22 protein-coding genes are annotated in these 26471 nt (G+C 67.5%); 14 read left to right on the top strand and 8 right to left on the bottom strand.

The features are described 5' to 3' along the window. Together RJ1_RS22250 and RJ1_RS47830 are read left to right on the top strand one after the other, a co-directional pair. Positions 1 to 144: zinc ribbon domain-containing protein (locus tag RJ1_RS22250; RefSeq protein WP_143169560.1), on the top strand; the 144-nt coding region annotated here is incomplete at its 5' end. Between the two features lie 320 nt (positions 145 to 464). Beyond that, positions 465 to 791, top strand: a complete 327-nt coding sequence (locus tag RJ1_RS47830) for an alpha/beta fold hydrolase (protein ID WP_240319770.1) — start codon at positions 465 to 467, stop codon at positions 789 to 791. Positions 792 to 796: 5 nt separating this feature from the next. Here the strand turns inward: RJ1_RS47830 and RJ1_RS22240 are convergent, their stop codons facing one another. Then, positions 797 to 2113, bottom strand: a complete 1317-nt coding sequence (locus RJ1_RS22240) for an NAD(P)/FAD-dependent oxidoreductase (protein ID WP_338049598.1) — start codon at positions 2111 to 2113, stop codon at positions 797 to 799. A 25-nt stretch (positions 2114 to 2138) separates the two neighbouring features. Next, the gene (locus RJ1_RS22235; protein WP_073364018.1) at positions 2139 to 3302 is read right to left on the bottom strand and encodes a PucR family transcriptional regulator; all 1164 of its coding nucleotides are present in this window, start codon (positions 3300 to 3302) and stop codon (positions 2139 to 2141) included. Between the two features lie 146 nt (positions 3303 to 3448). Here RJ1_RS22235 and RJ1_RS22230 point away from each other — a divergent pair, with 146 nt between their 5' ends. From RJ1_RS22230 to RJ1_RS22205, 6 genes are all read left to right on the top strand, one after another. Then, entirely contained in the window at positions 3449 to 4450 is a 1002-nt protein-coding gene (locus RJ1_RS22230; protein ID WP_205415397.1) for a zinc-binding alcohol dehydrogenase family protein, read from the top strand. 12 nt (positions 4451 to 4462) lie between these two features. Continuing rightward, a complete protein-coding gene (locus RJ1_RS22225) occupies positions 4463 to 5356 on the top strand; it encodes a universal stress protein (RefSeq protein ID WP_073364013.1) in 894 nt (297 codons plus the stop codon). A gap of 9 nt (positions 5357 to 5365) precedes the next feature. Beyond that, positions 5366 to 6145: an HAD-IIA family hydrolase gene (locus RJ1_RS22220; protein WP_073364011.1), complete on the top strand. Its 780-nt coding sequence runs from the start codon at positions 5366 to 5368 to the stop codon at positions 6143 to 6145. Positions 6146 to 6224: 79 nt separating this feature from the next. Then, entirely contained in the window at positions 6225 to 6779 is a 555-nt protein-coding gene (locus tag RJ1_RS22215; protein WP_073364009.1) for a DUF6764 family protein, read from the top strand. A 229-nt stretch (positions 6780 to 7008) separates the two neighbouring features. Further along, a complete protein-coding gene (gene groL, locus RJ1_RS22210; protein WP_073364007.1) occupies positions 7009 to 8634 on the top strand; it encodes a chaperonin GroEL in 1626 nt (541 codons plus the stop codon). 275 nt (positions 8635 to 8909) lie between these two features. Then, on the top strand, positions 8910 to 9899 hold the full coding sequence (locus tag RJ1_RS22205) for an alpha/beta hydrolase (protein WP_073364005.1): 990 nt from the start codon (positions 8910 to 8912) through the stop codon (positions 9897 to 9899). Positions 9900 to 10417: 518 nt separating this feature from the next. On the opposite strand, the gene RJ1_RS22200 is transcribed toward RJ1_RS22205, so the two are convergent. Next, positions 10418 to 10624 carry a PspC domain-containing protein gene (locus tag RJ1_RS22200; protein WP_073364003.1) on the bottom strand — a complete coding sequence of 69 codons (207 nt, stop codon included), beginning with the start codon at positions 10622 to 10624 and terminating at the stop codon, positions 10418 to 10420. A 150-nt stretch (positions 10625 to 10774) separates the two neighbouring features. On the opposite strand from RJ1_RS22200, the gene ppk2 reads away from it, so the two are divergent. The 3 genes from ppk2 (at position 10775) to RJ1_RS22185 (ending at position 13977) form a co-directional block, all read left to right on the top strand. Next, positions 10775 to 11704: a polyphosphate kinase 2 gene (gene ppk2 / locus RJ1_RS22195; protein WP_073364001.1), complete on the top strand. Its 930-nt coding sequence runs from the start codon at positions 10775 to 10777 to the stop codon at positions 11702 to 11704. Positions 11705 to 12026: 322 nt separating this feature from the next. Further along, a complete protein-coding gene (locus RJ1_RS22190; RefSeq protein ID WP_073363999.1) occupies positions 12027 to 13070 on the top strand; it encodes an alpha/beta hydrolase in 1044 nt (347 codons plus the stop codon). Between the two features lie 73 nt (positions 13071 to 13143). Then, positions 13144 to 13977 carry an alpha/beta hydrolase family protein gene (locus tag RJ1_RS22185; protein WP_174695010.1) on the top strand — a complete coding sequence of 278 codons (834 nt, stop codon included), beginning with the start codon at positions 13144 to 13146 and terminating at the stop codon, positions 13975 to 13977. A 39-nt stretch (positions 13978 to 14016) separates the two neighbouring features. Here the strand turns inward: RJ1_RS22185 and RJ1_RS22180 are convergent, their stop codons facing one another. Next, positions 14017 to 16038 carry a prolyl oligopeptidase family serine peptidase gene (locus RJ1_RS22180; protein WP_073363997.1) on the bottom strand — a complete coding sequence of 674 codons (2022 nt, stop codon included), beginning with the start codon at positions 16036 to 16038 and terminating at the stop codon, positions 14017 to 14019. Between the two features lie 123 nt (positions 16039 to 16161). On the opposite strand from RJ1_RS22180, the gene lpdA reads away from it, so the two are divergent. Together lpdA and RJ1_RS22170 are read left to right on the top strand one after the other, a co-directional pair. Continuing rightward, on the top strand, positions 16162 to 17574 hold the full coding sequence (gene lpdA / locus RJ1_RS22175) for a dihydrolipoyl dehydrogenase (protein ID WP_073363995.1): 1413 nt from the start codon (positions 16162 to 16164) through the stop codon (positions 17572 to 17574). Positions 17575 to 17686: 112 nt separating this feature from the next. Beyond that, entirely contained in the window at positions 17687 to 18136 is a 450-nt protein-coding gene (locus RJ1_RS22170; protein ID WP_073363993.1) for a DUF5709 domain-containing protein, read from the top strand. Here RJ1_RS22170 and RJ1_RS22165 read toward each other — a convergent pair. Next, the gene (locus tag RJ1_RS22165; protein ID WP_073363991.1) at positions 18129 to 18539 is read right to left on the bottom strand and encodes a winged helix-turn-helix transcriptional regulator; all 411 of its coding nucleotides are present in this window, start codon (positions 18537 to 18539) and stop codon (positions 18129 to 18131) included. The two genes, RJ1_RS22170 and RJ1_RS22165, sit on opposite strands and share 8 nt — an antisense overlap. A gap of 123 nt (positions 18540 to 18662) precedes the next feature. On the opposite strand from RJ1_RS22165, the gene RJ1_RS22160 reads away from it, so the two are divergent. Beyond that, positions 18663 to 19511 carry an SDR family oxidoreductase gene (locus RJ1_RS22160; RefSeq protein ID WP_073363988.1) on the top strand — a complete coding sequence of 283 codons (849 nt, stop codon included), beginning with the start codon at positions 18663 to 18665 and terminating at the stop codon, positions 19509 to 19511. A gap of 21 nt (positions 19512 to 19532) precedes the next feature. On the opposite strand, the gene atzF is transcribed toward RJ1_RS22160, so the two are convergent. The 3 genes from atzF to RJ1_RS22145 form a co-directional block, all read right to left on the bottom strand. Then, positions 19533 to 21278: an allophanate hydrolase gene (atzF, locus tag RJ1_RS22155; protein ID WP_073363986.1), complete on the bottom strand. Its 1746-nt coding sequence runs from the start codon at positions 21276 to 21278 to the stop codon at positions 19533 to 19535. Beyond that, positions 21278 to 24928: an urea carboxylase gene (uca, locus tag RJ1_RS22150; RefSeq protein ID WP_073363984.1), complete on the bottom strand. Its 3651-nt coding sequence runs from the start codon at positions 24926 to 24928 to the stop codon at positions 21278 to 21280. The genes atzF and uca overlap by 1 nt, the downstream gene beginning before the upstream one ends. A 92-nt stretch (positions 24929 to 25020) precedes the next feature. Beyond that, positions 25021 to 26460, bottom strand: coding sequence for a short-chain fatty acid transporter (locus RJ1_RS22145; protein ID WP_073363982.1), 1440 nt, complete (start codon positions 26458 to 26460; stop codon positions 25021 to 25023). Positions 26461 to 26471: the final 11 nt, after the last annotated feature.

The raw sequence follows: 26471 nt of genomic DNA, 5'->3' as shown, positions 1-26471 counted from the left end.
TCGACGATGCCGCTGAACGTGCGGGAGTGGGCGTGCCGATGCGGCGCCGTCCATGATCGGGATGTGAACGCGGCGAAGAACATTGTGGCCGTCGGACTGACGGTGGCAGCCTGCGGAGATGGTGTGAGACCTCCCCGCACATGAAGTGTGGGGAGGCGACTGTCGGTGAAACAGGAACTTCGGGACGCGAGTCTCGAGGGGAATCTCGGTCGTTCACGGCCGAGAGGACGTCAAGTCTCGAGCCTTGCGAACTAACTACCGTGGATTGCAGGAGATGGTCCTCATGACTGTCGCGGAGTTCGACACACGCCGCAAGACCGTCGACACGGACCGCGGTCCGGTGAGCTACCTCGATTCCGGCACCGGCCGTGTGGCGTTATTCATCCACGACGTCGGGACCTCCGGCTACCTGTGGCGCAACGTGATCCGTCAGCTCGAGGGAGAACGATCAGAATGTTCGATCGTTGCCGGAGGAAGTCGTGGCGTCGTACGTCGAGCCGCTGCTCGGCACTCGCGACCGAGCGTTGCTCTTTCAGCGCTGGATCGCGTCCCTCCACCCACGCGACCTGCTCGCGGTCGAGTCGGACCTCGCCGCACTCGAAGTACCCACGCTCGTGGTGTGGGGCACCGGAGATGTGTTCTTCCGGACCACGTGGGCCTACTGGCTGCGCGACCTCATCCCGGGAGCGCGGGAAGTCGTGGAGATCCGTGGGGGCAAGTTGTTCTTCACCGACGAGCGTTCGCGCGAACTGGTGACCGAATTGCGCCGATTCTGGGCGGCCCGTTCCTGAGCCGCTCAGCGCAGCGGGTCGAAATGCCGCAGGACGCCGGGAACCTCGCCGCCGGTCATGGAGTCGGCCAGCATGCGTCCGGTGAGCGGTCCCAGGGCGATGCCCCACATTCCGTGGCCGCCCGCCACGTGCACGCGCGGCGAGCGGGTGGCGCCGACGAGCGGAAGTCCATCGGTGGTGCACGGCCGGGACCCGACCCACTCCTCCTGACGCGATTCCCAGTCGATGCCGGTGAACATGGGCGTCGCGGCCTCGATGATCGCCTGGACCCGGCGCGGGTCCAGGGGCGCGTCGGGACTGCGGAACTCCATCATCCCGGCGACGCGGAAACGGTCGTGGAGTGGAGTGCATGCGACCCGCTGGGTGGGGAAGTAGATCGGGTTCTTCGGCATCTGCTGGGGCTGGACACTGAAGCTGTATCCGCGGCCTGCCTGGACCAGGGCGCGAACACCGAACGGGCGGGCGAGGGCGTTGAGGCGTGCTCCGCTCGCGATGACGACGGCGTCGGCGGACACCGCGTCGCCGTGGGCCGCGACCAGCCGAACCCCCGACTGTCCCTGATCGTGCACGGCCGTCACGTCGAAGCCGGACACGATCGCACCGCCCCGGGCCCGGACGGCGTCGGCGAGCGAATGCACGAAGCGCGGCGGGTCGATGAAACGCTGATTGCGCAGCCGCAGACCGGAGTGCACGCCGTCGCCGAGACTCGGCTCGAGGGAGTGGATCTCGTCCCCGTCGACGCGGTCGTACTCGACCTCTCCGCCCGCGGCCTCGACGTGGCGGAACTCGTCGACGAGCGCTTCGCGGTCCTCGTCCGACTTGAACGCGGTGAGGAACGGGTCGGCGAGATGTGTGTGCTCCCGCACCCCGCCGTCCGCGAGTTCGTCGTAGGCGCCCAGGGAGATCCGGTTGACTTCGGCGTACACCTTCATCGCGTCCTCCCAGCGGGAGGGCGTGCAGTGCCGGGCGAAGCCGACGAGGAAACGGAGAAGCCGCACGTCGGTCGTGAACGGAACGTAGACCGGCGACGACGGATTCAGCATCGCGCGCAGCCCGTACTTCAGCACGGCCGGTTCGGGCAACGGCAGCGTCAATGCCGGTGCGAGCCAACCCGCATTGCCCCACGACGCATCGGCCGCGACACCCTCCCGGTCGACGACCGTGACGCGGACCCCGCGCTCCTGGAGGAACCACGCGGTGGACAATCCCACGACGCCTGCCCCGACGATCGCCACGTGGTCCGGGCGCTTCACTGTGCTCATGACTCCATCATCGGTCGGCGACGGCGCCGGGGGAGTAGCCGTTCGGCCAGTCCGCGACAGCGTCCCCTGTGCAATCGGCCAGGGGTCACATCGCCCGCAGCCCCGCCAGCTTGAGGTGCAGCATCAGGATGAGCCGGGTGTCCGCGTCGGCCAGGTCCACATCGCACGAATCGACGCAGCGCCGCAGCCGGTTCCGCAGGGTGTTGGGATGCACGTGCAGTGCGGCGGCCGCATCGGCGACGTCACCGCCGTGCGCGAGGAACGCACGGGCAGTGGCCACGAGGTCGGTTCCGTGCTGCTCGTCGTGCCGGGTGAGCGCGGCGAGCGGGGTGAGGTCGCCCAGGCCGTCGAAGATGTCCGCGACCCGCAACGCCAGCACGGACGCGAGACTGTCCCGCATGGTCCCGACGACACCGCCGGATCGGGCGTGCTGCAGGACGGTGAGGACCCGGTCGGCGTCGCCGCGCGACAGGTGGGCCTGACTGGCCGTGTTCACTTCGCGCCCGACAGCGACGACGAACGCGGGACCACTGCGGGCGCGGCCGAGGAAATCTTCGGCGAGACGCCGGACGTCCTTCGCCGATGCGGCGATGACCACGTAGATGACGTCGTCGAGCTGCGCGGCGACCGAGTCGACCGCCAGGGTGTCGAGGTACAGGCCGAGGGACGCGAGCAACCCGGACGGCAACGGCCGCCCGATCACGACGGGGGCGGCCGCCGCGACCGTGAGCCGTCCCTCCAGCCGGAGGTCGTCGGCGGCCCGGAACGCGGGCTCCCCGCCGTTGATCAGTGCCCGGACCCGGTCGACCTGCAGCCTGCGGGTCACGTCCACGCGCTCCCTCTCCGCCGCGATGTGTTCGGCGACGACGGGGACCGCGGACCGCAGGATCGATTCCTGCTCCGGGGTGGGGGGTGCGGACATCGCCGCCCAGATGGAACCGACGGGCCGATCGCCGTCGCGCACCGCGATCGCCGCGCGCGGCAGCACCTCGGGCACCCGGAGGTCGACGTAGTGGACGTCGGTGTCGCGGTGCAGTTGCTCGAACACCCCGGCGTCGGCGAGGAGTTGCCGGAATCGGCCCGGCACCTGACGACCGAGAATCGTGCCGATCCGGGCTTCGTCGACCGCCTGCTCGCCACTCGAATAGGCCAGCACCGTCGAGTTCTCGTCTTCGATGGTAATCGGGGCGCCGAGCAGTTCCGCCAGAGACTCCGCCACCGTGAACAGGTCTTCACCGCGCAGGTCCATGTGTGGAGCCTAGTTGTCGAGGCCGGTTCGGCACGGCCTTCACCGCGGCGCCGTGTCTTCGAGACACGGGCCCCCGGGTCCTGGCGGTGGCTACCCGTCACGGGCATTGTGGGGGTATGGCGGCGACGCAGGGCGGAACCGGGACGATGGCCGCATGGCGTGTGGTCGCGCCGGGCCCGGTCTCGGGCAGCCCGCTCGCATGGGGGCGTGAGGCGATTCCCGAGCCTGCGCCGGGGGAACTTCTCGTCAAGGTCCTGGCGTGCGGCGTGTGCCGGACCGACCTCCATGTGAGCGAAGGCGACCTTCCCGTGCACCGGCCCCGTGTGACACCCGGCCACGAGGTAGTGGGGGAGGTTGCCGCAGTGGGTGATTCGGCAGCCGGGTCGTTTGCCGTCGGGGACCGGGTGGGCATCGCCTGGTTGCGCCACACCTGCGGGCGCTGCGCCGCCTGCCTGCGGGGCGCCGAGAACCTGTGCAGGCAGTCGCGGTACACCGGCTGGGACGCGGACGGCGGATACGCCGAGTTCGCGACAGTCCCCGCCGACTACGCGCTGCGTCTGCCGGACGGTTACACGGACAACGAGCTCGCCCCGCTGCTGTGCGCCGGGATCATCGGCTACCGGGCACTCGAACGCGCCGCGGTCCCCGACGGCGGCGTGCTGGGTATCTACGGGTTCGGCGGCAGCGCTCACCTCACCGCCCAGGTCGCGTTGACCCGGGGTATCCGAGTGCACGTCATGACGCGAGGGAAGCAGGCTCGTGAGCTGGCGGAGCACCTCGGGGCGGCGTCCGTGCAGGGGGTGCGGGACGCGCCACCGGAGCCCCTCGACTCCGCGATTCTGTTCGCGCCCGTCGGCGATCTGGTGCCCGTCGCGATGGAGGCGCTCGCCGACGGCGGCACCCTCGCCGTCGCGGGGATCCACCTCACCGACATTCCTCCGCTCGACTATCAGCGGCACCTCTTCCGGGAACGGCAGATCTGCAGCGTGACCGCCAATACCCGGTCGGATTCCGTCGAATTCCTGCGCATCGCAGCGGAACACCGGTTGAGCATCGACGTCCATCCGTACCCACTCGACCGCGCCGATCGGGCCCTGCGTGACCTGGCAGGCGGAAAGTTCAGCGGTGCAGCAGTTCTCGAGCCGTAGAGGGAGAGAGATATGAGCGAACATGCAGGGGCGCCCGTGGTCGTCGGTGTCGACGGTTCCCAGGCCGCGCTCGACGCGGCGCACTGGGCGGCCGGGACCGCGGTCCGGTTGGATGTCCCACTTCTGCTCGCCCACACCTACCCGGACGAGGCCACGTTCTACAACGGCACCGCCATGATGATCGACGCCCAGTTCATCCAGGAACTGCGCGAAGACGGCAACACGATGCTCGACGCCACCACCACGGCCGTCCTGCAGGACCATCCCGGCCTCGCGGTCGAGCGCGACGTCCGGTCCGGAACGGCGGCGTCCCACCTGATCGAGCTGTCGCGCGCGGCGCGGATGGTGGCACTCGGCGCGCAGGGTGCGGGCGCCGTCACCGACTACCTCCTCGGGTCCACGGTGCTCCGGACGGTCAATCACGCGCACAGCCCGGTCGCCGTGGTCCGGGGATCGCAATCGACGGTGTCACCGGACGGCCGCCCGGTCGTCGTCGGAGTGGATGGCAGCCAGGTCAGCGAGAAGGCGGTCGACGAGGCGTTCGCGCTCGCGTCGGCGTTCGGGGTCGGGTTGAACGTGGTGCACGCGTGGAGCGGGGAGAAACAGCACGGACTCGCGCACGCGTCGAAATACGTGGACTGGTCCGCCTACGAGGAAGGGGAGAAGGCGGTCGTGTCCGAATGCCTCGCCGGCGTCCGGGACGAGTACCCGGACGTACCGGTCGACGAGCTGTCGACGCAGGGTGTACCGGCCGACGTCCTGCTGCGGCACGCGGCGACGGCGCAACTACTGGTGGTCGGGAGCCACGGCCGGGGCAAGGTGATGGGAGCCCTGCTCGGATCGGTCAGCCAGAATCTGGTGCACCACGCCCCGTGTCCGGTGCTCATCTGCCGGGCCCGCAGTTAGGCTCCTGTCATGGCTGGGGTCGAGGGTGTTCTGCTCGATATAGACGGGGTGCTGGTTACTTCGTGGCATCCGATCGACGGCGCTGCCGCCGCCGTGCGGGAGGTGCATCAGCGCGGACTCGCGTGCGCCTACCTCACCAACACGACGTCCCGCACGTGCGACGAGATCGCCGACGCCCTGCGGTCGGCGGGCATCGACGCCGACTCCGGCGAGATCGTCACGGCGGCCCGGCTCACCGCGGAGTACGTCCGGTCGACGTACCCGGAGGCACGGGCCTGGGTGCTCAACAGCGGCGACATCACAGCCGATCTGTCGGGGATCGAACTGGACGACGAGGACCCGGAGGTGGTGATCCTCGGCGGCGCAGGGCCGGAATTCACCCACGACGCGCTCAGCCGGGTGGTGGAGCTGATGCTGGACGGCGTTCCCGTCGTCGCGATGCACCGGGGCACCACGTGGGCCACCCACGACGGGCTGCGCATCGACACGGGCACCTACCTTCCGGGCATGGAGGAGGTCGCGGGAACGAACGTCGTGTCGGTGGGCAAGCCGTCGCTGGCGGCTTTCCTCACCGCCACCGATCTGATGGGGACGGGACCGGACGTGACGGTGATGGTCGGTGACGATCTGACGGGCGACGTGCTGGCCGCGCAGCGGGTGGGGCTCACCGGCGTGCTGGTGCGGACGGGGAAGTTCCGGCAGTCGATTCTGGACCTCGCCCAGCAGCGACCGGACCACGTCGTCGACTCGGTCGCGCAGCTCCCGAAGCTCCTCGACCAACTCGCCTGACCGCAGTCCGGGACTAACCGGCCGCGAACGGGTACTCTCGCGGCGAATCCCCAATTCGACGTTCCCAGAAGGAGCTTCCATGCTCGCTGTCTCCACGCCCGTCACCTCGACCGCCTCGGCATCTCGTACTCGCATCTCGACTCTGTTCGGCCGCCGGCTGGCACGCGTGGGAGCGGCGATGGCAGTGGGTCTGGGCGTCGCGGCGGGAATCTCGGTGGCCGGCGCAGGCGTCGCCGGTGCCGCCCCCGTCAACTGCGTCTCCCCGCCGTCGGCCAACGACGTCCAGGTGTCGGACACCGCCAGCTGCGGCGCCAAGGCGACCGAAGCCGGCGTCGCCCACGCGATGGCCGCAGACAGCGGCACCGCGGTGAGCGTCGCCAACGGGCACAGTGGTGCCACCACCTATGCCAATGGATTCGGAACGTCGCTCGGCGCGTCGACGGGCTCGGGCCAGGCGTACGCGGTCTCGCTCGGCGGCGGCATCGCCCGTTCCGGCGCGGCCGACGGCACCACCACCGTCGCGATCGCCGGCTGGGGTTCGGGTGCGACTTCCGACGCGAACGGCGTGGACTGCGTCGGCGCGCTGTCCCTCGCCTTCAACCTGAACACCGGTCAGGTCTGCGCGATGCGCTGATCGCCCCGGCACATCGGTTCCGTCCCGACCTTGCACTCACCCTGTTCGAGTGCTAAAAATGCACTTGGCACTCGCCACGGGTGAGTGCCAGGTCGGGACGGTGAGACCGGGAACCAAAGACACCCCTGGTCGTCCGTCGCGGGCACCGAACTCGGCCGAAGGCGTAAATGAGGCGACCCGACTAGCGGTCGCCTTGTGTGTCACCCCCAATCCGGAGGATCACTTCGCAATGGCCAAGATCATCGCGTTCGACGAAGAGGCCCGTCGCGGCCTCGAGCGGGGACTCAACGCCCTCGCCGACGCAGTCAAGGTGACGTTGGGCCCCAAGGGTCGCAACGTCGTGCTCGAAAAGAAGTGGGGCGCCCCCACGATCACCAACGATGGTGTGTCCATCGCCAAGGAGATCGAGCTCGAGGACCCCTACGAGAAGATCGGTGCCGAGCTGGTCAAGGAGGTTGCCAAGAAGACTGACGACGTCGCCGGCGACGGAACCACCACCGCTACCGTTCTCGCCCAGGCTCTCGTCCGCGAGGGTCTCCGCAACGTCGCTGCCGGCGCCAACCCGCTGGGTCTGAAGCGCGGCATCGAGAAGGCCGTCGAGGCCGTCACGGTGCGTCTGCTCGAGACCGCCAAGGAGATCGACACCAAGGAGCAGATCGCTGCTACCGCTGGTATCTCCGCCGGCGACCCGTCCATCGGTGAGCTCATCGCCGAGGCCATGGACAAGGTCGGCAAGGAAGGCGTCATCACGGTCGAGGAGTCCAACACCTTCGGCCTGCAGCTCGAGCTCACCGAGGGCATGCGCTTCGACAAGGGCTACATCTCGGCGTACTTCGCCACCGATCCGGAGCGTCAGGAAGCCGTCCTCGAGGACGCGTACATCCTGCTCGTGAGCTCCAAGATCTCCACGGTCAAGGACCTGCTGCCGCTGCTGGAGAAGGTCATCCAGTCCGGCAAGCCGTTGGTCATCATCGCCGAGGACGTCGAGGGCGAAGCCCTGTCCACCCTGGTGGTCAACAAGATCCGTGGCACCTTCAAGTCCGTGGCCGTCAAGGCCCCCGGCTTCGGTGACCGTCGCAAGGCTCAGCTCGCCGACATCGCCATCCTCACCGGTGGCGAGGTCGTCAGCGAAGAGGTCGGCCTCTCCCTGGAGACCGCCGGACTCGAGCTGCTCGGCCAGGCACGCAAGGTCGTCATCACCAAGGACGAGACCACCATCGTCGAAGGCGCGGGAGACCCCGAGGCCATCGCCGGTCGCGTGTCCCAGATCCGCGCCGAGATCGAGAACAGCGACTCCGACTACGACCGCGAGAAGCTGCAGGAGCGCCTGGCCAAGCTGGCCGGTGGCGTTGCAGTCATCAAGGCCGGCGCTGCCACCGAGGTGGAGCTCAAGGAGCGTAAGCACCGCATCGAAGATGCCGTGCGTAACGCCAAGGCTGCCGTCGAAGAGGGCATCGTCGCCGGTGGTGGCGTGGCTCTGCTGCAGTCGGCTCCCGCGCTCGACGACCTCAAGCTCGAAGGTGACGAGGCCACCGGTGCGAACATCGTTCGCGTCGCCCTCGAAGCACCGCTGAAGCAGATCGCCTTCAACGCGGGCCTCGAGCCCGGCGTCGTTGCCGAGAAGGTTCGCAACCTGCCTGCAGGTCACGGCCTCAACGCGTCGACCAACGAGTACGGCGACCTGCTCGCAGCCGGCATCAACGACCCGGTCAAGGTCACCCGCTCCGCGCTGCAGAACGCAGCGTCCATCGCGGCTCTGTTCCTGACCACCGAGGCCGTCGTCGCCGACAAGCCGGAGAAGGCCGGAGCGCCCGTGGGCGACCCGACCGGCGGCATGGGCGGTATGGACTTCTAAAGGCGGCTACGCCTCCTGTGAGCGACTGAGGAGTCCCCGGACTCGTTCACCACTCACGGGCACGAAGTGCCTGAAAAGGCCCGGGACACCACACGGTGTCCCGGGCCTTTTCGTGTCCGTGACCTGCATCGTTCTCATGAACTGGTCGATTGTTCAACTCGTTTTCCCATTCCGGTCTGGCGCCGGGGGAAATCGGGTAAAAAGGACGACTAGTAACCCTCGCGAACGACTTTTCGTTCGCTGCGGTGTGGGCACGACAGAAGAGGACGATACGAATGCGTTGTGGGCAAACGCGGCGTTACGCGCGCTGGACGGCGTTGGTTGCGCTGTCGGTGCTGCCGCTGGCAACCGGTCTACCGGTGGCGTCGGCCGACCCCGGCCCCGACCCGGCCTCCGGGACCGTGACGATGCACGTCTACTCGGCGTCGATGGACCGGGTCGTTCCGGTGGCGGTGCAGACACCCGCGGACACCGGCGTCCCGCGCCCCACCCTGTACCTCCTCAACGGCGCCGGCGGCGGTGAGGACGAAGCGACCTGGCAACACCAGACCGACGTCGAGTCCTTCTTCGCCGACAAGAACGTGAACGTCGTGACGCCGCTCGCCGGCGCCTTCAGCTACTACACCGACTGGCAACGCGACGACCCCGAACTCGGCCGCAACAAGTGGACGACGTTCCTCACGCAGGAGTTGCCACCGATCATCGATGCGGAGTTCGGGACCTCCGGTGTCAACGCGATCGCGGGCATCTCCATGGCGGGCACGTCGGTCCTGAGCCTCGCGATCGCCGCCCCGTCGCTGTATCGGGGTATCGGTGCTTACAGCGGATGCGCCGAAACGAGCACCGAGGCAGGGCAGTTCTACGTCCGGACCGTGGTCGAGGGTCGCGGCGGCGCCGATGCGGAGAACATGTGGGGACCACTCGGCGGACCCGGATGGGCCGAGAACGACCCGGTGGTCAATGCCGAGAAGCTGCGCGGCACAGCGATGTTCATCTCATCCTCCACGGGACTGCCCGGTGAGCACGACACCCTGAATGCCCGGTCGGTCGACGGCGACCCGTCGATGCTGGCGAATCAGGTGATCGTCGGGGGAATCATCGAGGCGGCGGTCGACAGCTGCACGCACAGGCTGGCGTCGCGGTTCGACGAACTCGGCATCGACGCGACATTCGACTTCCGGCCCGCCGGGACACATTCCTGGGGCTACTGGGAGGACGACCTGCACGAGTCGTGGCCGATGCTCGCGGATTCGATGGGCTTGTGAATGTCGGGTGTCGTGGTGCCCGCGTCTGTGTTTCGCCCACGCTGCCTCGAGAGCTGCTGCAGAAGAATAGTTTTCGAAATCTGCCCGTTCTCGCAGAGGTTGATGCTTTAATGTGAGGGACGGTAACGGAGACTGAATTCCGTTGCTGCGCATCAAGTAACAGGAGGATTCATGGGAAGCACGACCCTGACCGACATCATCACCTTCGCGTTCGATCTGCTCGCGCAGAGCGCTACGTTCTTCAGCTGATCTCGCAACCTCCCGGCGCTGCCGGGGCAGTTCGTTACCGATACCGCGCACGCCACGTCGATGACGTGGTGCGTCCACGATGATGGAGGAAAGATGGGAAGCATCACCAACGGCTGGGAAGCGATCAGCCAGTTCACTCAGCTCATTCTGGCTATCGCCCCGGCACTTCTCACAGGCTCTCTGTGATCCTGAAGAGTCGGTAGATCTCGTGTCGGCTGTGGCCGTGGGTCCGCTCCACGGCCACAGTTCTTTTCGGTGTTCTCGCGGTGTCAGTTCCCGGCTGGCATCAGCATCCATGCGGCGAGGTAGACGAGGGCTGCGGTGCCGCCGGTAACCAACGTGGCGACGACGGTGAGCAGCCGGACGAGGTTGACGTCCACGGAGAAGTATTCGGCGATGCCGCCGCAGACGCCTGCGAGCATCTTCTGGTTGTCGGAGCGGGTGAACTGGCGGGGAGTGTTGCTGTCGAATGTCATGCTTCCATCCTGGTCGGCGCGGGGGCTGCGCACATCGGGATGTACCCCGATCTCGACCCTGGTCTTTCACCCTGAGTCTCCGCACCGCGCCGTCCCGTCGTTCACGTCCGCGTCACCGTGACGATGCCTGGGGCGGTTAGATTTCGGCGCATGACTGACATCGAGGAACGTCCGGGTTTCCTCAGCGCCTTCGCGGATCTGTCGACCGCCGTCGATCTCCGCGACACCTCCGTGTTCACCGTCAACGACGAGGACGACGACGATCCGATTCTGCTCACCGCGCCGGACGGACTGATCGTCGACACGTGGCGAGAGGGCTACCCGTACTCGGAACGTATGCCGCGGGACGAATACGAGTCCGCCAAGCGTCTGCTCCAGATCGAACTGCTGAAGTTCCAGAACTGGGTGAAAGACACGGGCCGCCGCCACGTGATCCTGTTCGAGGGGCGTGACGCCGCGGGCAAGGGAGGCACGATCAAGCGTTTCATGGAACATCTCAACCCTCGCGGGGCTCAGGTGGTGGCACTGGAGAAGCCCTCGGCCCGCGAATCCACGCAGTGGTACTTCCAGCGCTACGTCCAGCACCTGCCGGCCGCCGGCGAGATCGTCCTGTTCGACCGCTCCTGGTACAACCGCGCCGGAGTCGAGAGGGTGATGGGCTTCTGCACCGACGAGCAGTACACGCGGTTCCTGCACCAGGCGCCTCTGTTCGAGCAGATGCTGGTCGACGAGGGCATCAGCCTGGGCAAGTTGTGGTTCTCGGTGTCACCGCTCGAACAGCGCACCCGGTTCGCCATCCGCCAGGTCGATCCGGTTCGCCAGTGGAAATTGTCCCCGATGGACATTGCCTCACTGGACAAATGGCCGGCTTATACCGCAGCCAAAGAGGATATGTTCCGTTTCACGGATACTGATATCACACCGTGGACTGTCATCAAGAGCAACGATAAGAAAAGGGCGCGTATCAATGGCATGAAGTATGTTTTGTCGCTGTTCGATTACGACAACAAAGATATCGACGTGGTCGGTACGGTCGATCCCCTGGTAGTAGGCCGTGCGAGTGAGGTAATTGGAGAATAACCAGGGAATCAAACAGTGGACGCCCGAGTAACAGTTCGAAATGTTATGGAAATTTTCTTTGGCTGATGCGTCGCGTCCGGTACAAAGGACGAAGCGTCATGAAGGGCGCGGAGCAAAACCCAACACGACGATCAGGAGTTCTCATGTTCTCTTCGGAAATCTTGAGCTTTCTGGAAATCATTCAGACCGTGCTGCCCCTCCTCTCCGGATCGCTGGGGGCGTAGACCCGAACTTCACTGACTCTGGGGCCCACATGCGACACTGTGGGCCCCAGTTCGGTGCTCGGAGGAAGTGCGAGCAGCGCCCAGACGGAAGGTGAAGGATGGTCAACCGCACTGCAGCGGGTAGGTACGGGGTTCGGTTGGCGCTCGCGGTCGCGCTGACAGCGGCGATTCCCTGCCTCGGAGTCCAGGCGTCCGCCACCGCCGATCCCGCCGAAAGCGCCGCTGTCGCGGTGGGCGGCTCCCACCTGGTGAGCACCGACACGATCGACGACCGCCAGTTGACCATGCAGGTGTACTCGGCCTCGATGGACCGGGAGATCCCGCTGCGGGTGATCACGCCCGCGGACACGAGCGCGCCGAGGCCCACCCTCTATCTGCTCAACGGCGCGGGTGGCGGCGAGGACTCCGCCACGTGGCAGGCCAAGACGGACGTCGTCGGGTTCTTCGCCGACAAGAACGTCAACGTGGTCACGCCCATGGAGGGCGCGTTCAGTTACTACACGGACTGGGAAGCGACCGACCCGGAACTGGGCAACAACAAGTGGACGACATTCCTGACGCAGGAACTGCCGCCGATCGTCGACTCCGCGCTCGGAACCAACGGCGTCAACTCGATCGCCGGAATCTCGATGGCGGGTAGCTCTGTGCTCAGCCTGGCGCAGTCGGCTCCCGACCTGTACAAGAGCGTCGGCGCCTACAGTGGTTGCGCGATGACCAGCACGGACCCCGGCCGTACGTATGTACGCATGGTCGTCGAGGGCCGCGGCGGCGGCGACACCTCCAACATGTGGGGACCGGTCGACGGACCGGGGTGGGTGGCCAACGACCCGTACATCAACGCGGAGAAGCTGCGCGGACTCGACATCTACGTCAGCAACGGATCCGGGTTGCCCGGAGCCGGCGACCAGCTGAACGGGCCGGGGATCAACGGCGACGTCGGCACGCTCGCCAACCAGATCCTCGTCGGCGGTGCCATCGAGGCCGCCACCAACCAGTGCACCCACGCGCTGGCCGACAAGCTGAACGAACTGCAGATCCCCGCGACGTTCGACTTCCGGCCCACCGGCACGCACTCGTGGTCGTACTGGGAAGAAGACCTCCACAAGTCGTGGCCGATGCTCGCCGCGTCGATCGGTCTGTAGCGTCCGGTCTCGGAAGCGACTCGACCCCCGCCGATCCCGGATCTGCGGGGGTCGAGCCGTCTAGTCTGACGAAGTGGAGACCGTACCGATCCAGATGCCCGACGGAACCACCACTCCGGTTCGCCTGTTTCCCGGACCGGACGAGGCCCCCGTAGTCGTGGTGTTTCCCGGCCTGGGAATTCCCGCCGGCTACTACGAACCGTTCGCCGAGGAACTGGTGTCCCGTGGTTTCAACGCGGCGATCGGCGAGCTCCGCGGGCAGGGTGACAGTCGCCCCCGCCCGAGCAGCGCCAGCACGTACGGCTATCAGGAACTGGTGTCCCTCGACTTTCCCGCGATCTTCGAAGTGGTGCGGGAACGGTTTCCCGCGGCGACGCCGTTCCTGCTGGGACACAGCATGGGAGGTCAGCTCGGTGTGATGTACGCCGCGCGGATCCGTGGCCGGCTCGGCGGGATCGCGCTCGTCGCGTCGGGGTCGCCGTATCACCGCGGCTTTCCCGGGATACACGCCCCGCGGCTGCTGGTCGGCGCTGCGGCGATGTCGATGACGGCCAACCTGGCCGGGTTCTGGCCCGGCGACAAACTCGACATAGGCGGGTTCGGACGGCAGTCGAAGGTACTGATCACCGACTGGTCGCGATTCGCCCGCACCGGCAGGATCGAACCCGACGGCGCCGACATCGACTACGAGGAACGCATCGCCCGGCTGAAGCTGCCCGTGCTGTCCGTGACCGTCGAGGGTGACGATCTGGCTCCCGCGTCCTCGGCGAAGAACCTCCTCGCGAAGCTGCCGAACGCCGACGTCACCCTGTGGCACCAGCCGCAGCCGCTGGGCCACAACGGATGGATCCGCGACCCGGCGAGCACCGTCGACCGGATCGTGGAGTGGATCCACGACCACACCTGAGCCGTGAGTACTTGTCAACCGCGGGCGGTTGAGAAGTACTCACGGGCGGGTGAGCTTCTCCCACAGGAACGTGAACGTCAGGGCCGATTTGAACGCGGCCTGCGCGTTGTCGGCGGCACCGCCGTGACCGCCCTCGATGTTCTCGTAGTACCAGACCTCGTGGCCCTGTTCCTCGAGCAGCGCCGTCATCTTGCGTGCGTGGCCGGGATGGACGCGGTCGTCGCGGGTGGACGTGGTGACGAGGATCGGCGGGTACTCCGCGGTCGGGCTGGTGTTCTGATACGGCGAGTACTCGCTGATGAACTTCCAGTCCTCCGGGTCGTCGGGATCGCCGTACTCGGCCATCCACGACGCCCCGGCGAGCAGCAGGTGGTACCGCTTCATGTCGAGGAGTGGCACCTGGCACACGATTGCCCCGAACAGTTCCGGGTAGCGGGTGAGCATGACGCCCATGAGGAGTCCGCCGTTGCTGCCGCCCTGGATTCCGAGTTGCTTCGACGTCGTGATGCCCCGGGCCACGAGGTCGCGGGCGACCGCGGCGAAGTCCTCGAACGCCTTGTGGCGGCCCTCCCGGATCGCCTGGGTGTGCCACGACGGACCGTATTCGCCGCCGCCGCGGATGTTCGCGACGACGTACGCGCCGCCCCGTTCGAGCCACGCGAACCCGACCGAACCGCTGTATCCCGGGACCATCGAGTTCTCGAAGCCGCCGTACCCGTACAGCATGGTGGGGCAGGGGCCGGTGACATCGTCGCGGCGCACCACGAAGTAGGGGATCTCCGTTCCGTCTTCGGACACCGCGAAGTGCTGCGACACCGACATGCCGTCCGCGTCGAAGAACGACGGCGCCTGCTTGACCGGCTCGAGTGGACCGCCGACCGTGCCGTACAGCAGGGTCGCCGGAGTCGTGAATCCGCTGGAGTTGACGAAGAAGCTGTCGCTGGTGCGAGGGTCGGTGCTGATGATCCCGCTCGCCGTGAGTTCCGGCACGCCGTCGAGCGGCTTCTCCTCCCACCCGGTGTCGTTCGGGGTGAGCACCGACAGCTTGGTCTGCACGTCCGACAGTCGCACGAGGAGGAGGTGGTTCCGGGTCCACGTTCCCTGCTCGAGGGACGTGTGCTCGTCCGGGGTGAACAGGGGAGTGAGCTCGCGTGACCCGGCGAGGAAGTCGGCGTACTTCGCGGCGAGCAGCGACCCGGCCGGGTAGACGGTGCCGTCGACGTCCCAGTCGGTGCGCGGACGGATGGTCAGCCAGTCGCGGTACACCGACGAGCCCGCGTCGTCCGGGGTGTCGATCCGGACCTTCGACCCATCCGGGAGCAGTTCGTAGCGTTCGGAGTTGTAGAAGTCCATGGACCGGCCGACGAAGTGCCGCTCGTATCCGGGGGTGTCGTCGTAGGACGCGCCGACGGACACGTCGGTGGTCTCGCCCTCGAAGACGGTGACCGCGTCGCCGAGCGGGGTGCCGCGATGCCAGCGCTTCGCGATCCGCGGGTAGCCGGAGTCGGTCATCGAGCCCTCGCCGAAATCGGTCCCGACGTACACGGTGTCCGTGTCGATCCAGCTGATGCTGGTCTTCGCTTCGGGGACGTCGAATGCGTTGTCGCCGCCGACGAATTCTCGCTTCCCGATGTCGAATTCGCGCACCACGGACGCGTCGGCACCGCCCCGCGAGAACGACAGCAGGGCCCGTGACTGGTCGGGCCGCAGCACGCTGGCCCCCGCCCACACCCAGTTCTCGCCCTCGCGTTCGGCGAGCGCGTCGACGTCGAGCAGAACGTCCCACTCGGGGTTCTCGGTGCGGTACTGCTCCAGCGTCGTGCGGCGCCAGATGCCGCGCTTGTGTTCGCCGTCGCGCCAGAAGTTGTACAGGTACTCGCCCCGCATGCCGGCGTAGGGGATCCGGTCGTCGGTGTCGAGGACGTCCAGGATCCGGCTCTCGAGCCCGGAGAACGCGGCACTCTCGGTGTACTCGGCCAGTGTCCGGGCGTTGCGCTCGCGCACCCAGTCGAGCGACCGGTCCGCGGTGACATCTTCGAGCCAGAGGTAGGGATCCGTCATGGCGCCATTGTTGCAGGATCTGTCGTCCCGGTCGCGGAGGCAAAGGCGGGACGGATGAGGCTACTGGCGGGTAACGAGACCGAGGTGAGACACCGATTCCGGACGGGACTACCCTGAACAACCGTGACCTCACACTATGACGTCGTTGTCCTCGGAGCCGGTCCCGGTGGGTACGTCGCTGCTATCCGCGCGGCACAGCTGGGATTGAGCACTGCCATCATCGAGCAGAAGTACTGGGGCGGTGTGTGCCTGAACGTCGGCTGCATCCCCTCCAAGGCACTTCTCCGCAATGCCGAACTTGCGCATCTCTTCACAAAAGAGGCCAAGACGTTCGGCATCTCGGGAGAGGCGTCCTTCGATTTCGGCGCAGCCTTCGACCGCAGCCGCAAGGTCGCGGACGGGCGCGTCAAGGGCGTTCACTTCTTGATGAAGAAGAACAAGATCACCGAGTACGACGGCAAGGGGTCGTTCACCGACGCCAACACCCTCTCGGTCGAGCTGACCAAGGGCGGGACGGAGACGGTGACGTTCGACAACGCCATCATCGCCACCGGTTCCACCACCAAGCTGCTCCCGGGCACCTCGCTCAGCGAGAACGTGGTCACCTACGAGGAGCAGATCCTCACCCGCGATCTCCCGGAGTCGATCCTCATCGTCGGTGCCGGCGCGATCGGCATGGAGTTCGGGTACGTCCTGAAGAACTACGGGGTGGACGTCACGATCGTCGAGTTCCTCGACCGTGCGCTGCCCAACGAGGACGCGGACGTCTCCAAGGAGATCGAGAAGCAGTACAAGAAGCTCGGCGTCACGATCAAGACCGGTGCCGCCGTGCAGAGCATCGACGACGACGGCAGCAAGGTCACCGTCTCGATCAAGAACAACAAGTCCGGCGACATCGAAACCGTCGTGGTCGACAAGGTCATGCAGTCGGTCGGATTCGCACCCCGCGTCGAGGGCTACGGCCTCGAGAAGACCGGCGTCCAGCTCGATCGTGGTGCGATCGGCATCACCGACACGATGCAGACGTCGGTGCCGCACATCTACGCCATCGGCGACGTCACGATGAAGCTGCAGCTGGCCCACGTGGCCGAGGCGCAGGGCGTCGTGGCCGCCGAGACGATCGCCGGCGTCGAGACGCTGCCGATCGAGGACTACCGGATGATGCCGCGGGCCACGTTCTGCCAGCCGCAGGTCGCCAGCTTCGGTCTCACCGAGCAGCAGGCCCGAGAAGAAGCTACTGCCCGAGGTTCCGACGTGAAGGTCGCGACGTTCCCGTTCACCGCCAACGGCAAGGCGCACGGCCTCGGTGACCCGACCGGTTTCGTCAAGCTGATCGCCGACAAGAAGCACGGCGAACTGCTCGGCGGGCACCTGATCGGACCCGACGTCTCCGAGCTGCTGCCCGAGCTGACCCTCGCGCAGAAGTGGGACCTCACCGTCAACGAGCTGGCCCGCAACGTGCACACGCACCCGACGCTCAGCGAAGCCCTGCAGGAGGCCATCCACGGCCTCGCCGGGCACATGATCAACTTCTGACCCGAGCACCGAAAAGGCCCGCACAGTCTCTGTGCGGGCCCTTTTCGTCTCTCACCGGTTTGCTTGCGCGATCCGATGGCGAAGTGTCCGTTCCGGTGGCATCGTGGGGAAGATGACCATGCCGGACAGCACGCCAGAAGGATCCGAGGGCGAGTACAGCCTGGACGAAGAGGACCAGTTGCAGCCGGAGGACACGTTGGTCGACAGAGGTGTGGACGACGTTCTCGACGAGGGGTATTCGCCGCCGGAGAAGCCGCTCGGGCTCGACGCGTTCGGAACGACGGCGGCCGAGCAGCGCGAAGGGGAGACCCTGGATCAGCGGCTCGCGGAGGAAGAACCGGATCCGGCGTTCGAGGAGGACGACAACGCGGAGATCCTCGACGACAACGAGGTCGGACGGCAGCGGTCGGGCCGGCTGCTCGCCGAGGACGAGGGTGTGGGGGAGGACGAGGAGAAGGACCTCGTGGCTTCCGACATCGGGATCGACGGGGGAGCGGCGTCGGCCGAGGAGGCCGCGGTTCACATCGTCGACGAAGAGTCCGATCTCGACGAACTCAGCTGACGCCGCGACCGGCGTCGTATTTCTCCTGCGCCGCCAGGACGTCGGGGACGCGCGATTCGACCAGTTCGATCAGGCCGATGAGCCGTGAACCGACCTCGGCGCCGAGCGGCGTGAGGCTGTATTCGACCTTCGGCGGAATGGCCTCGAGCACTTCGCGAACCACGAGTCCGTCTCGTTCGAGTGCTTGCAATGTCTGCGACAGCATGCGCTCGCTGACGCCGTCGACGCGTCGGCGGAGTGCGCTGAATCGGTAGTTTCCCTCGGTCAGCGCCGCGAGCGCGAGCACACCCCAGCGGCCGGTGACGGTCTGCAGCGTCTCCCGCGACGCGCAGTCGCGTGCGAAGACGTCCGCTTCGAGGGTGCGGTCTTCGCTTTCCTGTGCTGGGTGCGCGGGCTCGGACATGTGTCCAGTCTACCGCACGCAGAAGAAGTACTTACTCGAACATTTGCACTTACGAAAAATTAGTGCATGATGGAAAGTGAGCTTGAATCGTCAACCCGCATCACTACCCGCTAGGAGTTCGTCATGACCATCGCCGTCACAGGAGCAACCGGACACCTCGGTCGCCTCGTCGTCGAGGCACTGCTCGACAAGGGCACACCCGCCGCCGACATCGTTGCCGTGGTCCGCACCCCGGCCAAGGCTGCGGACCTCGCCGACAAGGGCGTCGACGTCCGGCAGGCGGAGTACGGCGATCGCGCCGCGCTGGAGAAGGCACTCGCCGGCGTCGACAAACTGCTGCTCGTTTCCGGGAGCGACCTCGGGCAGCGGATTGCCCAGCACAGCAAGGTGATCGACGCCGCGAAGGCCGCCGGGGTCGAATTCATCGCCTACACCAGTGTCCTCGACGCACAGAACACCCCGCTCGGACTGGCAGTGGAACACCGTGGCACCGAGGACCGGCTGGCGGAGTCCGGAATTGACTTCGCCCTGCTCCGCAACGGCTGGTACTGGGAGAACTACCTCGGCAGCATTCCCGCCGCGCGTGAGACCGGGGCACTGTTCGGCAGCGCAGGCACGGGGGTCGTCGCGGCGGCCGCGCGGAAGGACTACGCGGAGGCGGCCGCCGCGGTCCTGCTGGCCGACGAGCAGTCCGGCAAGGTCTACGAACTGGGCGGCGACGAGCGCCTGACGTACAGCGAACTGGCCGAGGTCCTTTCCGTCGTCCTCGGAAAGCCGGTGTCGTACAAGGACCTTCCGCAGGAAGAGTACGCCGCGGTACTCGAGGGCGCCGGGCTGCCCGCGCCGGTCGCGAACATGCTCGCCGATTCCGATGCGGGAGTGGCCGTCGGCGCCCTCGACACCGAGAGCGGTGACCTGCAGAGGCTGATCGGCCGCAACTCCACTCCGGCCGCCACCGCCCTCGCCCCGTGAGTACTTATTAACCGCCCGCGGTTAAGAAGTACTCACAGGGCGCGAAGCGGCAAGGTAGGCGACCCAACTCCCGAACTCGGTGATGTCGGTGGCTCCGTCGACCGCGTCGTGGGTGCAGCTGAAGCCGACCACGGCGCGGCCGTCGGACAATTCGACACTCGTCAGGGCCATCGGGGCGGGCAGCGCGGCCAGGAAGCTGCCCAGGCCCGCGGGTGACACCCGGAACAGTTCGCCGACGATCTGGGATCCCAAGCCGGGACCGCGGCGGACGAGGCCGGGTTTGGGCGGTGTCGTGGCGAGTGCGGTGAGCCGGTACGCGTCCGTGGTGGTGACGGTGTCGACGAACCGTGCGCCGATGTCCTCGAGCTGGAAATGCAGCGGCTGCCCGCGCAGGTGCGCGCCGAACACGGCCAGTTCCACGCCGTCGCCGACGAGGGTGGGCGCGGGAACGTCGACGAGTCGGGCCGCCAGATCCACGGCCACCTGATCCGCGAACGTGGGCACCACGAACATGACACCGAACGGGTCGCCGGTGGCGGTCGGGGTGCCCGGGACCGCGACGGCCGCCATGTCGAGCAGGTTGCAGAAGTTCGTGTAGGTGCCCATCCGCCGGTTGATGTCGATCGGATCCGCCTGCACGGCAGCGATGGTCGGGTGTTCGGTGGTGGTGGGCAGCAGGAGGCCGTCGAAGCCGGCCAGGAGTTCCCGTGTCGCCGCCTTCACGCGGGTGAGGGTGTCGAGGTCGGCGGCGAACTCGTGGCCCGCCGGTGTCCGCGCCGACTCGACGATGGCCGTGACCACGGGATCGGCGCCCGCCGGTGCCGTGTCGAGGAACTGCCCGACAGCGGTGTACCGCTCGGCGACGACGGCGCCGTCGTACAGCAGGCGCGCGGCGTCGAGGAGCGGGGAGACGTCGACCCGTTCGACGGAGAACCCCCGGTCCGTAGCCGACGCCACCGTGGCGTCGAATGCCGCCCGGTAGTCCGGGGTCAACAGGGACAGGTTCTGGTCGGAGGGAATCGCGACGCGCGCTCGTGCGGGCGCGGCGAGGCTGACGTCGGAGGGCCAGGCGCGGCTTCGGGGGTCCGCGGTAGCCGGGCCGGCCATGATGCGGGCCGCGGTCACGGCGGTGTCGAGTCCGGTGGCGAAGACGGTGACACAGTCGTAGTCGACGCAGGCGGGGACCACGCCGTCCGCGGGAATGACGCCGAGGGTGGCCTTGATGCCTACAAGGCCGTTGAATGCTGCCGGAACGCGTCCGGAACCCGCTGTGTCGGTGCCGATTCCGATGTCGGCAATGGCGAGTGCGACGGCGACCGCCGAACCCGAACTGGATCCGCCCGACACGAGTTCGGGATCCCACGAGCACCGGACGGCGCCGTACGGGCTGCGCGTCCCGACCAGTCCAGTCGCGAACTGGTCGAGGTTCGTCTTCCCCAGCACGACGGCGCCCTGCTCGACCAGGCGGTGCACGGCGGTCGCGGTGACGTCGGGGAGGTAGGCGAACTCGGGGCACGCCGCAGAGGTCGGCAGTCCGGCGACGTCGATGTTGTCCTTGACCGCCACGACCTTTCCGGCCAGGGGGAGGTGCTCGCCGGCGTCGAGACGGGCCTGCACGGCAACGGCATCCGCGTGCACGTCCTCGGCGGGCCGCAGGGTGATCCACACCTCGGGACGGTCGACCTCGGCGATGCGGCGGTAGGCGTCCTCGACGCGGGCGGTGGGCGACAGGGTGGTCTGTGCGTGGTTCACGGCATCGACAGTCATCAGTTTTCTGCTCCAATCACGACGAGAGGGGTGCCCGGTTCGACGATCGCGCCCGGTGACACGAGGACTTCGAGGACCGTTCCGGAGGACGGGAACGCGACCGGCATCTCGAGTTTCACCGCCTCGAGCACCACCGCGTTCTGTCCCGGTTCGATGCGCTGCCCGGCCTCGACTTCGACGCGCCACACGCTCCCGACCATGGGGGCCTCGACGACGACCGCTCCGGGCGGAAGTTCGCCCCGCGCGGACGGTTCGGGGGTGGGTGCCTGTTCGACGCGGTCGAATTCGCCCGACGCATGCCACGCCGACTTCTCGGCCTCGAAGGCCGCGGACTGGCGGTCGTCGAACTCCGCGATGGATCGCGCGTTGTCCTGCAGGAACTTCAGGTGGTCGGCGAACGCGAACGTGCCTTCGGAGATCTCCGCGTCGAACCGTCCGGCCGTGGCCTGCTCTCGGTACTCGCGCAATTGGTCCGGGGTGACGGGTTCCCACACGATGCGGTCGAAGAACCGGAACATCCAGGGTTTGCCCTCGTCGAACGGGCGGTGCTGCCGGTATCCGGACCAGATCGGGACGGTGCGGCCGATCAGTTGATACCCGCCCGGCGACTCCATGCCGTAGACGCACAGGTACTTGCCGCCGATCCCGACGGCGTCGGACGGCGTCCAGGTGCGCGCCGGGTTGTATTTGGTGGTGACCAGGCGGTGCCGCGGGTCGAGTGGCACGGCCAGGGGCGCGCCGAGGTAGACGTCGCCGAGCCCGAGCACCAGGTATTCGGCGTCGAACACGGCGTTCCGGACGTCGTCGACGCTGTCCAATCCGTTGATACGCCGGATGAACTCGGTGTTCGACGGCAGCCAGGGCGCGTCGGCGCGGACACCGCTGCGGTAGCGGTCGATGGCCTCCGCGATGGACGGGTCGTCGAACGACAGCGGCAATCGGACCGTGCGGCTCGGGACCACCAGATCGTGTGTCGCGGGCAGCAGTTCCTCGATGTCCTGGAGGATGTCCAGCAGCCGGCCGGCCGGAAGTTCGTCGGCGTCGAAGTGCAGGTGCAGGGAGCGCACCCCCGGAGTGATGTCGACGATGCCGGGAACGCGGCGTCGGACCAGCGCCTCGGACAGTGCGTGGACGCGCATGCGGAGCCCGAGGTCGAGTTCCCGGTCGCCGTATTCGACGAGGATGTTGTCGTCGCCACCGCGCAGGTACACGACCTCCGGTCGGTCCAGCACGGGTGCGATCCGGTGGAGGACCCCGCCGTCGGATACCGTCGACCGGGTGGCCGCAGGCGGAACATCCAGTCGTCGAGCCGAATCCGATGCCCGCAGCGAGTGCGCGCCGTCGTCGGAGACCGGGAGGAAACGTACCCGGTCGCCGGGCCGGATCTGCCCGAGTTTCCACCGGTGGGCCTTGACCACGGTGAGGGGGCAGGCGAACCCGCCGAGGCTCGGGCCGTCGGGTCCGAGCAGAATCGGGGTGTCGCCGGAGACGTTGAGGGCGCCGACGCTGTACGGGTTGTCGTGCAGGTTCGACGGATGCAGCCCGGCGTCGCCGCCGTCGGCCCGGGACCAGACCGGCTTGGGGCCGTCGAGCCGCAGTCCGGTGCGGTTGGCGTGCGTCTGGACCTTCCAGGTGGTGTCGTAGAACTGCGCCATGTCGGATTCGGTGAAGTAGGTGGGAGCCGGCTGCGGTCCCTCGGCGACGGCGAGATGCCACTCGTGCGTGAACTCGGGACGCGAATTCACGGGGACGAGTTGCGGCGCACCGAGTCCTGCGGTGTTCTCGAACAGCGAGTCGTCGAAGAGTCCCAGCACGTCACCGGTGGCGACGGCCTTGCCGGTGATGCCGCCGAACCCGCCCAGCGTGAATGTGGATGCGCTGCCGTGATACAGCGGAGCGTCGATGCCGCCGCGGAACGCGACGTAGATGCGCAGCCCCGTGCCGGTCGGGGTGCCGACGTCGAGCACGGAGCCTGCAGGCACTTCGACGGGTTCCCAGAGGGGGATCGGTTCGCCGTCGAGGGTGACCGGGGTGTCGGCGCCGCCGACGCAGATCACGGTGGCGTCCGAGAACACGAGCCGCGGGCCGTGCAGGGTGCATTCGAGCCCCGGTGCGCCGACCGGATTGCCGACGGCGGTATTGACGAGCTGGAACGACAGGTCGTCCATCGGCCCCGACGGCGGAATTCCGACCTCCCACAGACCGATTCGGCCCGGATGGTCCTGGACGGTGGTCATGGTACCCGCACGGAGCACGTCGACGCGGCGGCCGGTGGGTCGCAGATCGGCCAGCGACCGCGTGGTGTGCGTGGCGTTCCGGACACTGTCGGCGACGCAGATCCGCCGCAGCTGCGGCAGGTTGGTCTGGACCCCGTAGATGTGCGTGTCCGCGAGCGCCTCGGCGAGCGCGGCGAACGCCGCCTTGCGCCGGTTTCCGCGGGTGATCACCTTCGCCAGCATCGGGTCGTAGTAGGCGCTCACCTCGGTGCCCGTGTCGACCCACGTCTCCACCCGGGTGTGAGCCGGGAACTCGACGCCCGTCAGTCGTCCGGCGCTGGGACGGTAGTCGTGGCCGGGGTCCTCGGCGTAGATGCGGGCCTCCACGGCGGTCCCCGTGATCTCGGGTCCGGAGTCGGGCAGCCCGTCGAGCATGGAACTGTCGCCGCGGGCGAGCCTCAGCATCCACTCGACGAGGTCGATTCCCGTGACCTCCTCGGTCACCGGGTGCTCGACCTGCAGTCGGGTGTTCATCTCGAGGAACGACGCCTCGCCGCGGTCCACGTCGTAGACGAACTCGACGGTCCCGGCCGACCGGTAGTTCACCGAGGATGCAAGACTGCGCGACGAGCTCAGGAGCCTGTCGACCAGTTCGTCGGAGAGCCCGGGCGCCGGGGCTTCCTCGACCACCTTCTGGTTGCGGCGCTGCAGTGAGCAGTCGCGGGTGCCGAGGCTGAGCGTGCGGCCGAGCCCGTCGCCGAACACCTGCACCTCGATGTGCCGGGCCCGGGCCACGAACCGTTCCAGGAACACCCCGGACGAGGAGAAGTTGGCCTGGGCGAGGCGCTGCACGCGGTCGTAGGCTTCGCGGAGTTCCGCGGCGTCGAAACAGGCCTGCATGCCGATACCGCCGCCACCACCGACTGCCTTGATCATCACCGGGTAGCTGATGTCGGAGGCCGCGGACAGCGCGGCGTCGGCGGAGTCGAGGAGGCCGCTGCCCGCGACGAGCGGGACCCCGACGACGCGGGCGGCCTCGCGGGCCGTGTGCTTGTTCCCGAACGTGCGCAACTGTTCGGGGGTGGGGCCGACGAACGCGATGCCGGCAGATTCCGCCGCCGCGGCGAACGCGTCGTTCTCCGAGAGGAAGCCGTAGCCGGGATGGATCGCGCCCGCGCCCGTCGACAGCGCGGCCTCCACGACGGCGTCGGCCCGCAGATACGACTCGTGGGCGGGTGCCGGGCCCAGCCGGACGGCGACGTCGGCCATCTCGACGTGTGCGGCGGCGGCATCGGCGTCGGAGTACACCGCGACCGTCTTCAGTCCGAGGAGATGCGCGGTTCGCATGATGCGGCAGGCGATTTCGCCCCGGTTCGCGACGAGCAGGGTGTCGAAGGAGTACTCGATCGGCGGCGTATTCATCCCTGTGGACATGGTTGTATACGCTAAGGACGGGGTGTTTCACCGAGATTTCTCGAGGTAAAGCGTGGGTTAGTAAGACCTCTCACGGCACGCGCGAATCGGGCTCACGGGCTCGAGGGCTGCACCGGGGGTACGAACTCGAAGGTCGTGCCGAGCAGCCACACCAGGAGCAGGACCACCGGGAGGTGGAACATGAACTGCAGGAACGTGAATCCCACCAGATCGCGCGCCCTGAGCCCCAGAACCGCGAGCAGGGGCAGCATGAAGAACGGGTTGATCAGGTTCGGCAGCGCCTCCGCCACGTTGTACACCTGGACCGTCCAGCCCAGGTTCATCCCGACGTCGGTGGCCGACTGCATGACATACGGCGCCTCGACCAGCCATTTTCCACCGCCGGACGGCACGAAGAGGCCCAGCACCACGGTGTAGAGGGCGATGACGACGGTGAAGGCGCCGCCGCTGCCGATGTTGGTGAAGAACTCCGCGAGGTGCTCCGAGATGGTGAGTCCGTTTCTGCCCTCTGCCTTGGTGAGGATCGCGGCCATGGCGGCGTACAGCGGAAACTGGACCAGGATCCCGGCCGTGGCCGGGACGGCCAGAGCGACGGCTTGCAGGAATTTGCGCGGAGTCCCGTGCAGCACCAGACCCAGCATGAGAAAGACCAGCAGGTACGCGTTCAGGCTACTGACGACGGTGAGCAGGGGTTTGGTCACGAGTTGGGAGATGAGCCATCCCAACGTCATCAGACCGGCCAGCGCCGGCAGGATCCGGCTGTACTCGAGCCACTCGCCCGGTCGCGATCGGGGTGGCACCTCCTTCGGCCGGTCGTCCAGATCGACCTCCAGGTCCTGGGCGGTGGTGACGGCGGTGCCCCGCGGCGCCGAGAAGTGGGCGATCACCACCGTCAGGGCGATGATGATGGCGCACATGAGCAGCGACTGCCAGGTGAAGATCGTGGTTCCGAAGTCGAGGACTCCGGTGATCTCCAGCAGCGCCGGAGGCAAGGACGCGGCGGTGGCCTGGAGTTGGGCAGCGGAGGACGACATGCCGAGCGCCCACACCGCGCCCAGGCCCATGAAGGCGGCTGCGCCCAGTGCGCGGTAGTCCACCCGCAGGTCGGATCGGCGTGCGATCGCCCGGGCCAGCAGCCCGCCGAACACGAGGCTCAGTCCCCAGTTCAGGAACGAGACCGACATGGACAGGAAAGCAACGAAACTGACTGCGCTGCGCGCCGTGTGCGGCACCGTGGCCAGGCGATCGATCAGCCGGGCGACCGGCGGGGACGTGGCGACGACGTATCCGGTGAGCACCACCATCGCCATCTGCAGGGTGAACGCGGTCAGATCCCAGAAACCGTCGCCGAAGGCGTCCACCACCGTCTGCGGGGACGAACCGTTGGCCAGTGCGGCCACCGCAACGACGAAGACACCGACGAGGGCGAAGACGTAGGCGTCCGGGAACCATTTCTCCGTCCACCCGGCCAGCGACTGCGCAACCCGCGCCAGCCCCTTCTCGGAACGGACTTCTTCGGTTGCGGATGGCATGCGGCCGTTCC

Source organism: Rhodococcus jostii NBRC 16295, from assembly GCF_001894825.1.
In the GTDB taxonomy this organism is placed as follows: Bacteria; Actinomycetota; Actinomycetes; order Mycobacteriales; family Mycobacteriaceae; genus Rhodococcus_F; species Rhodococcus_F jostii.
The sequence above is the reverse complement of the archived record's forward strand: the minus strand, read 5'-3'. Positions and strand labels throughout refer to the sequence as shown.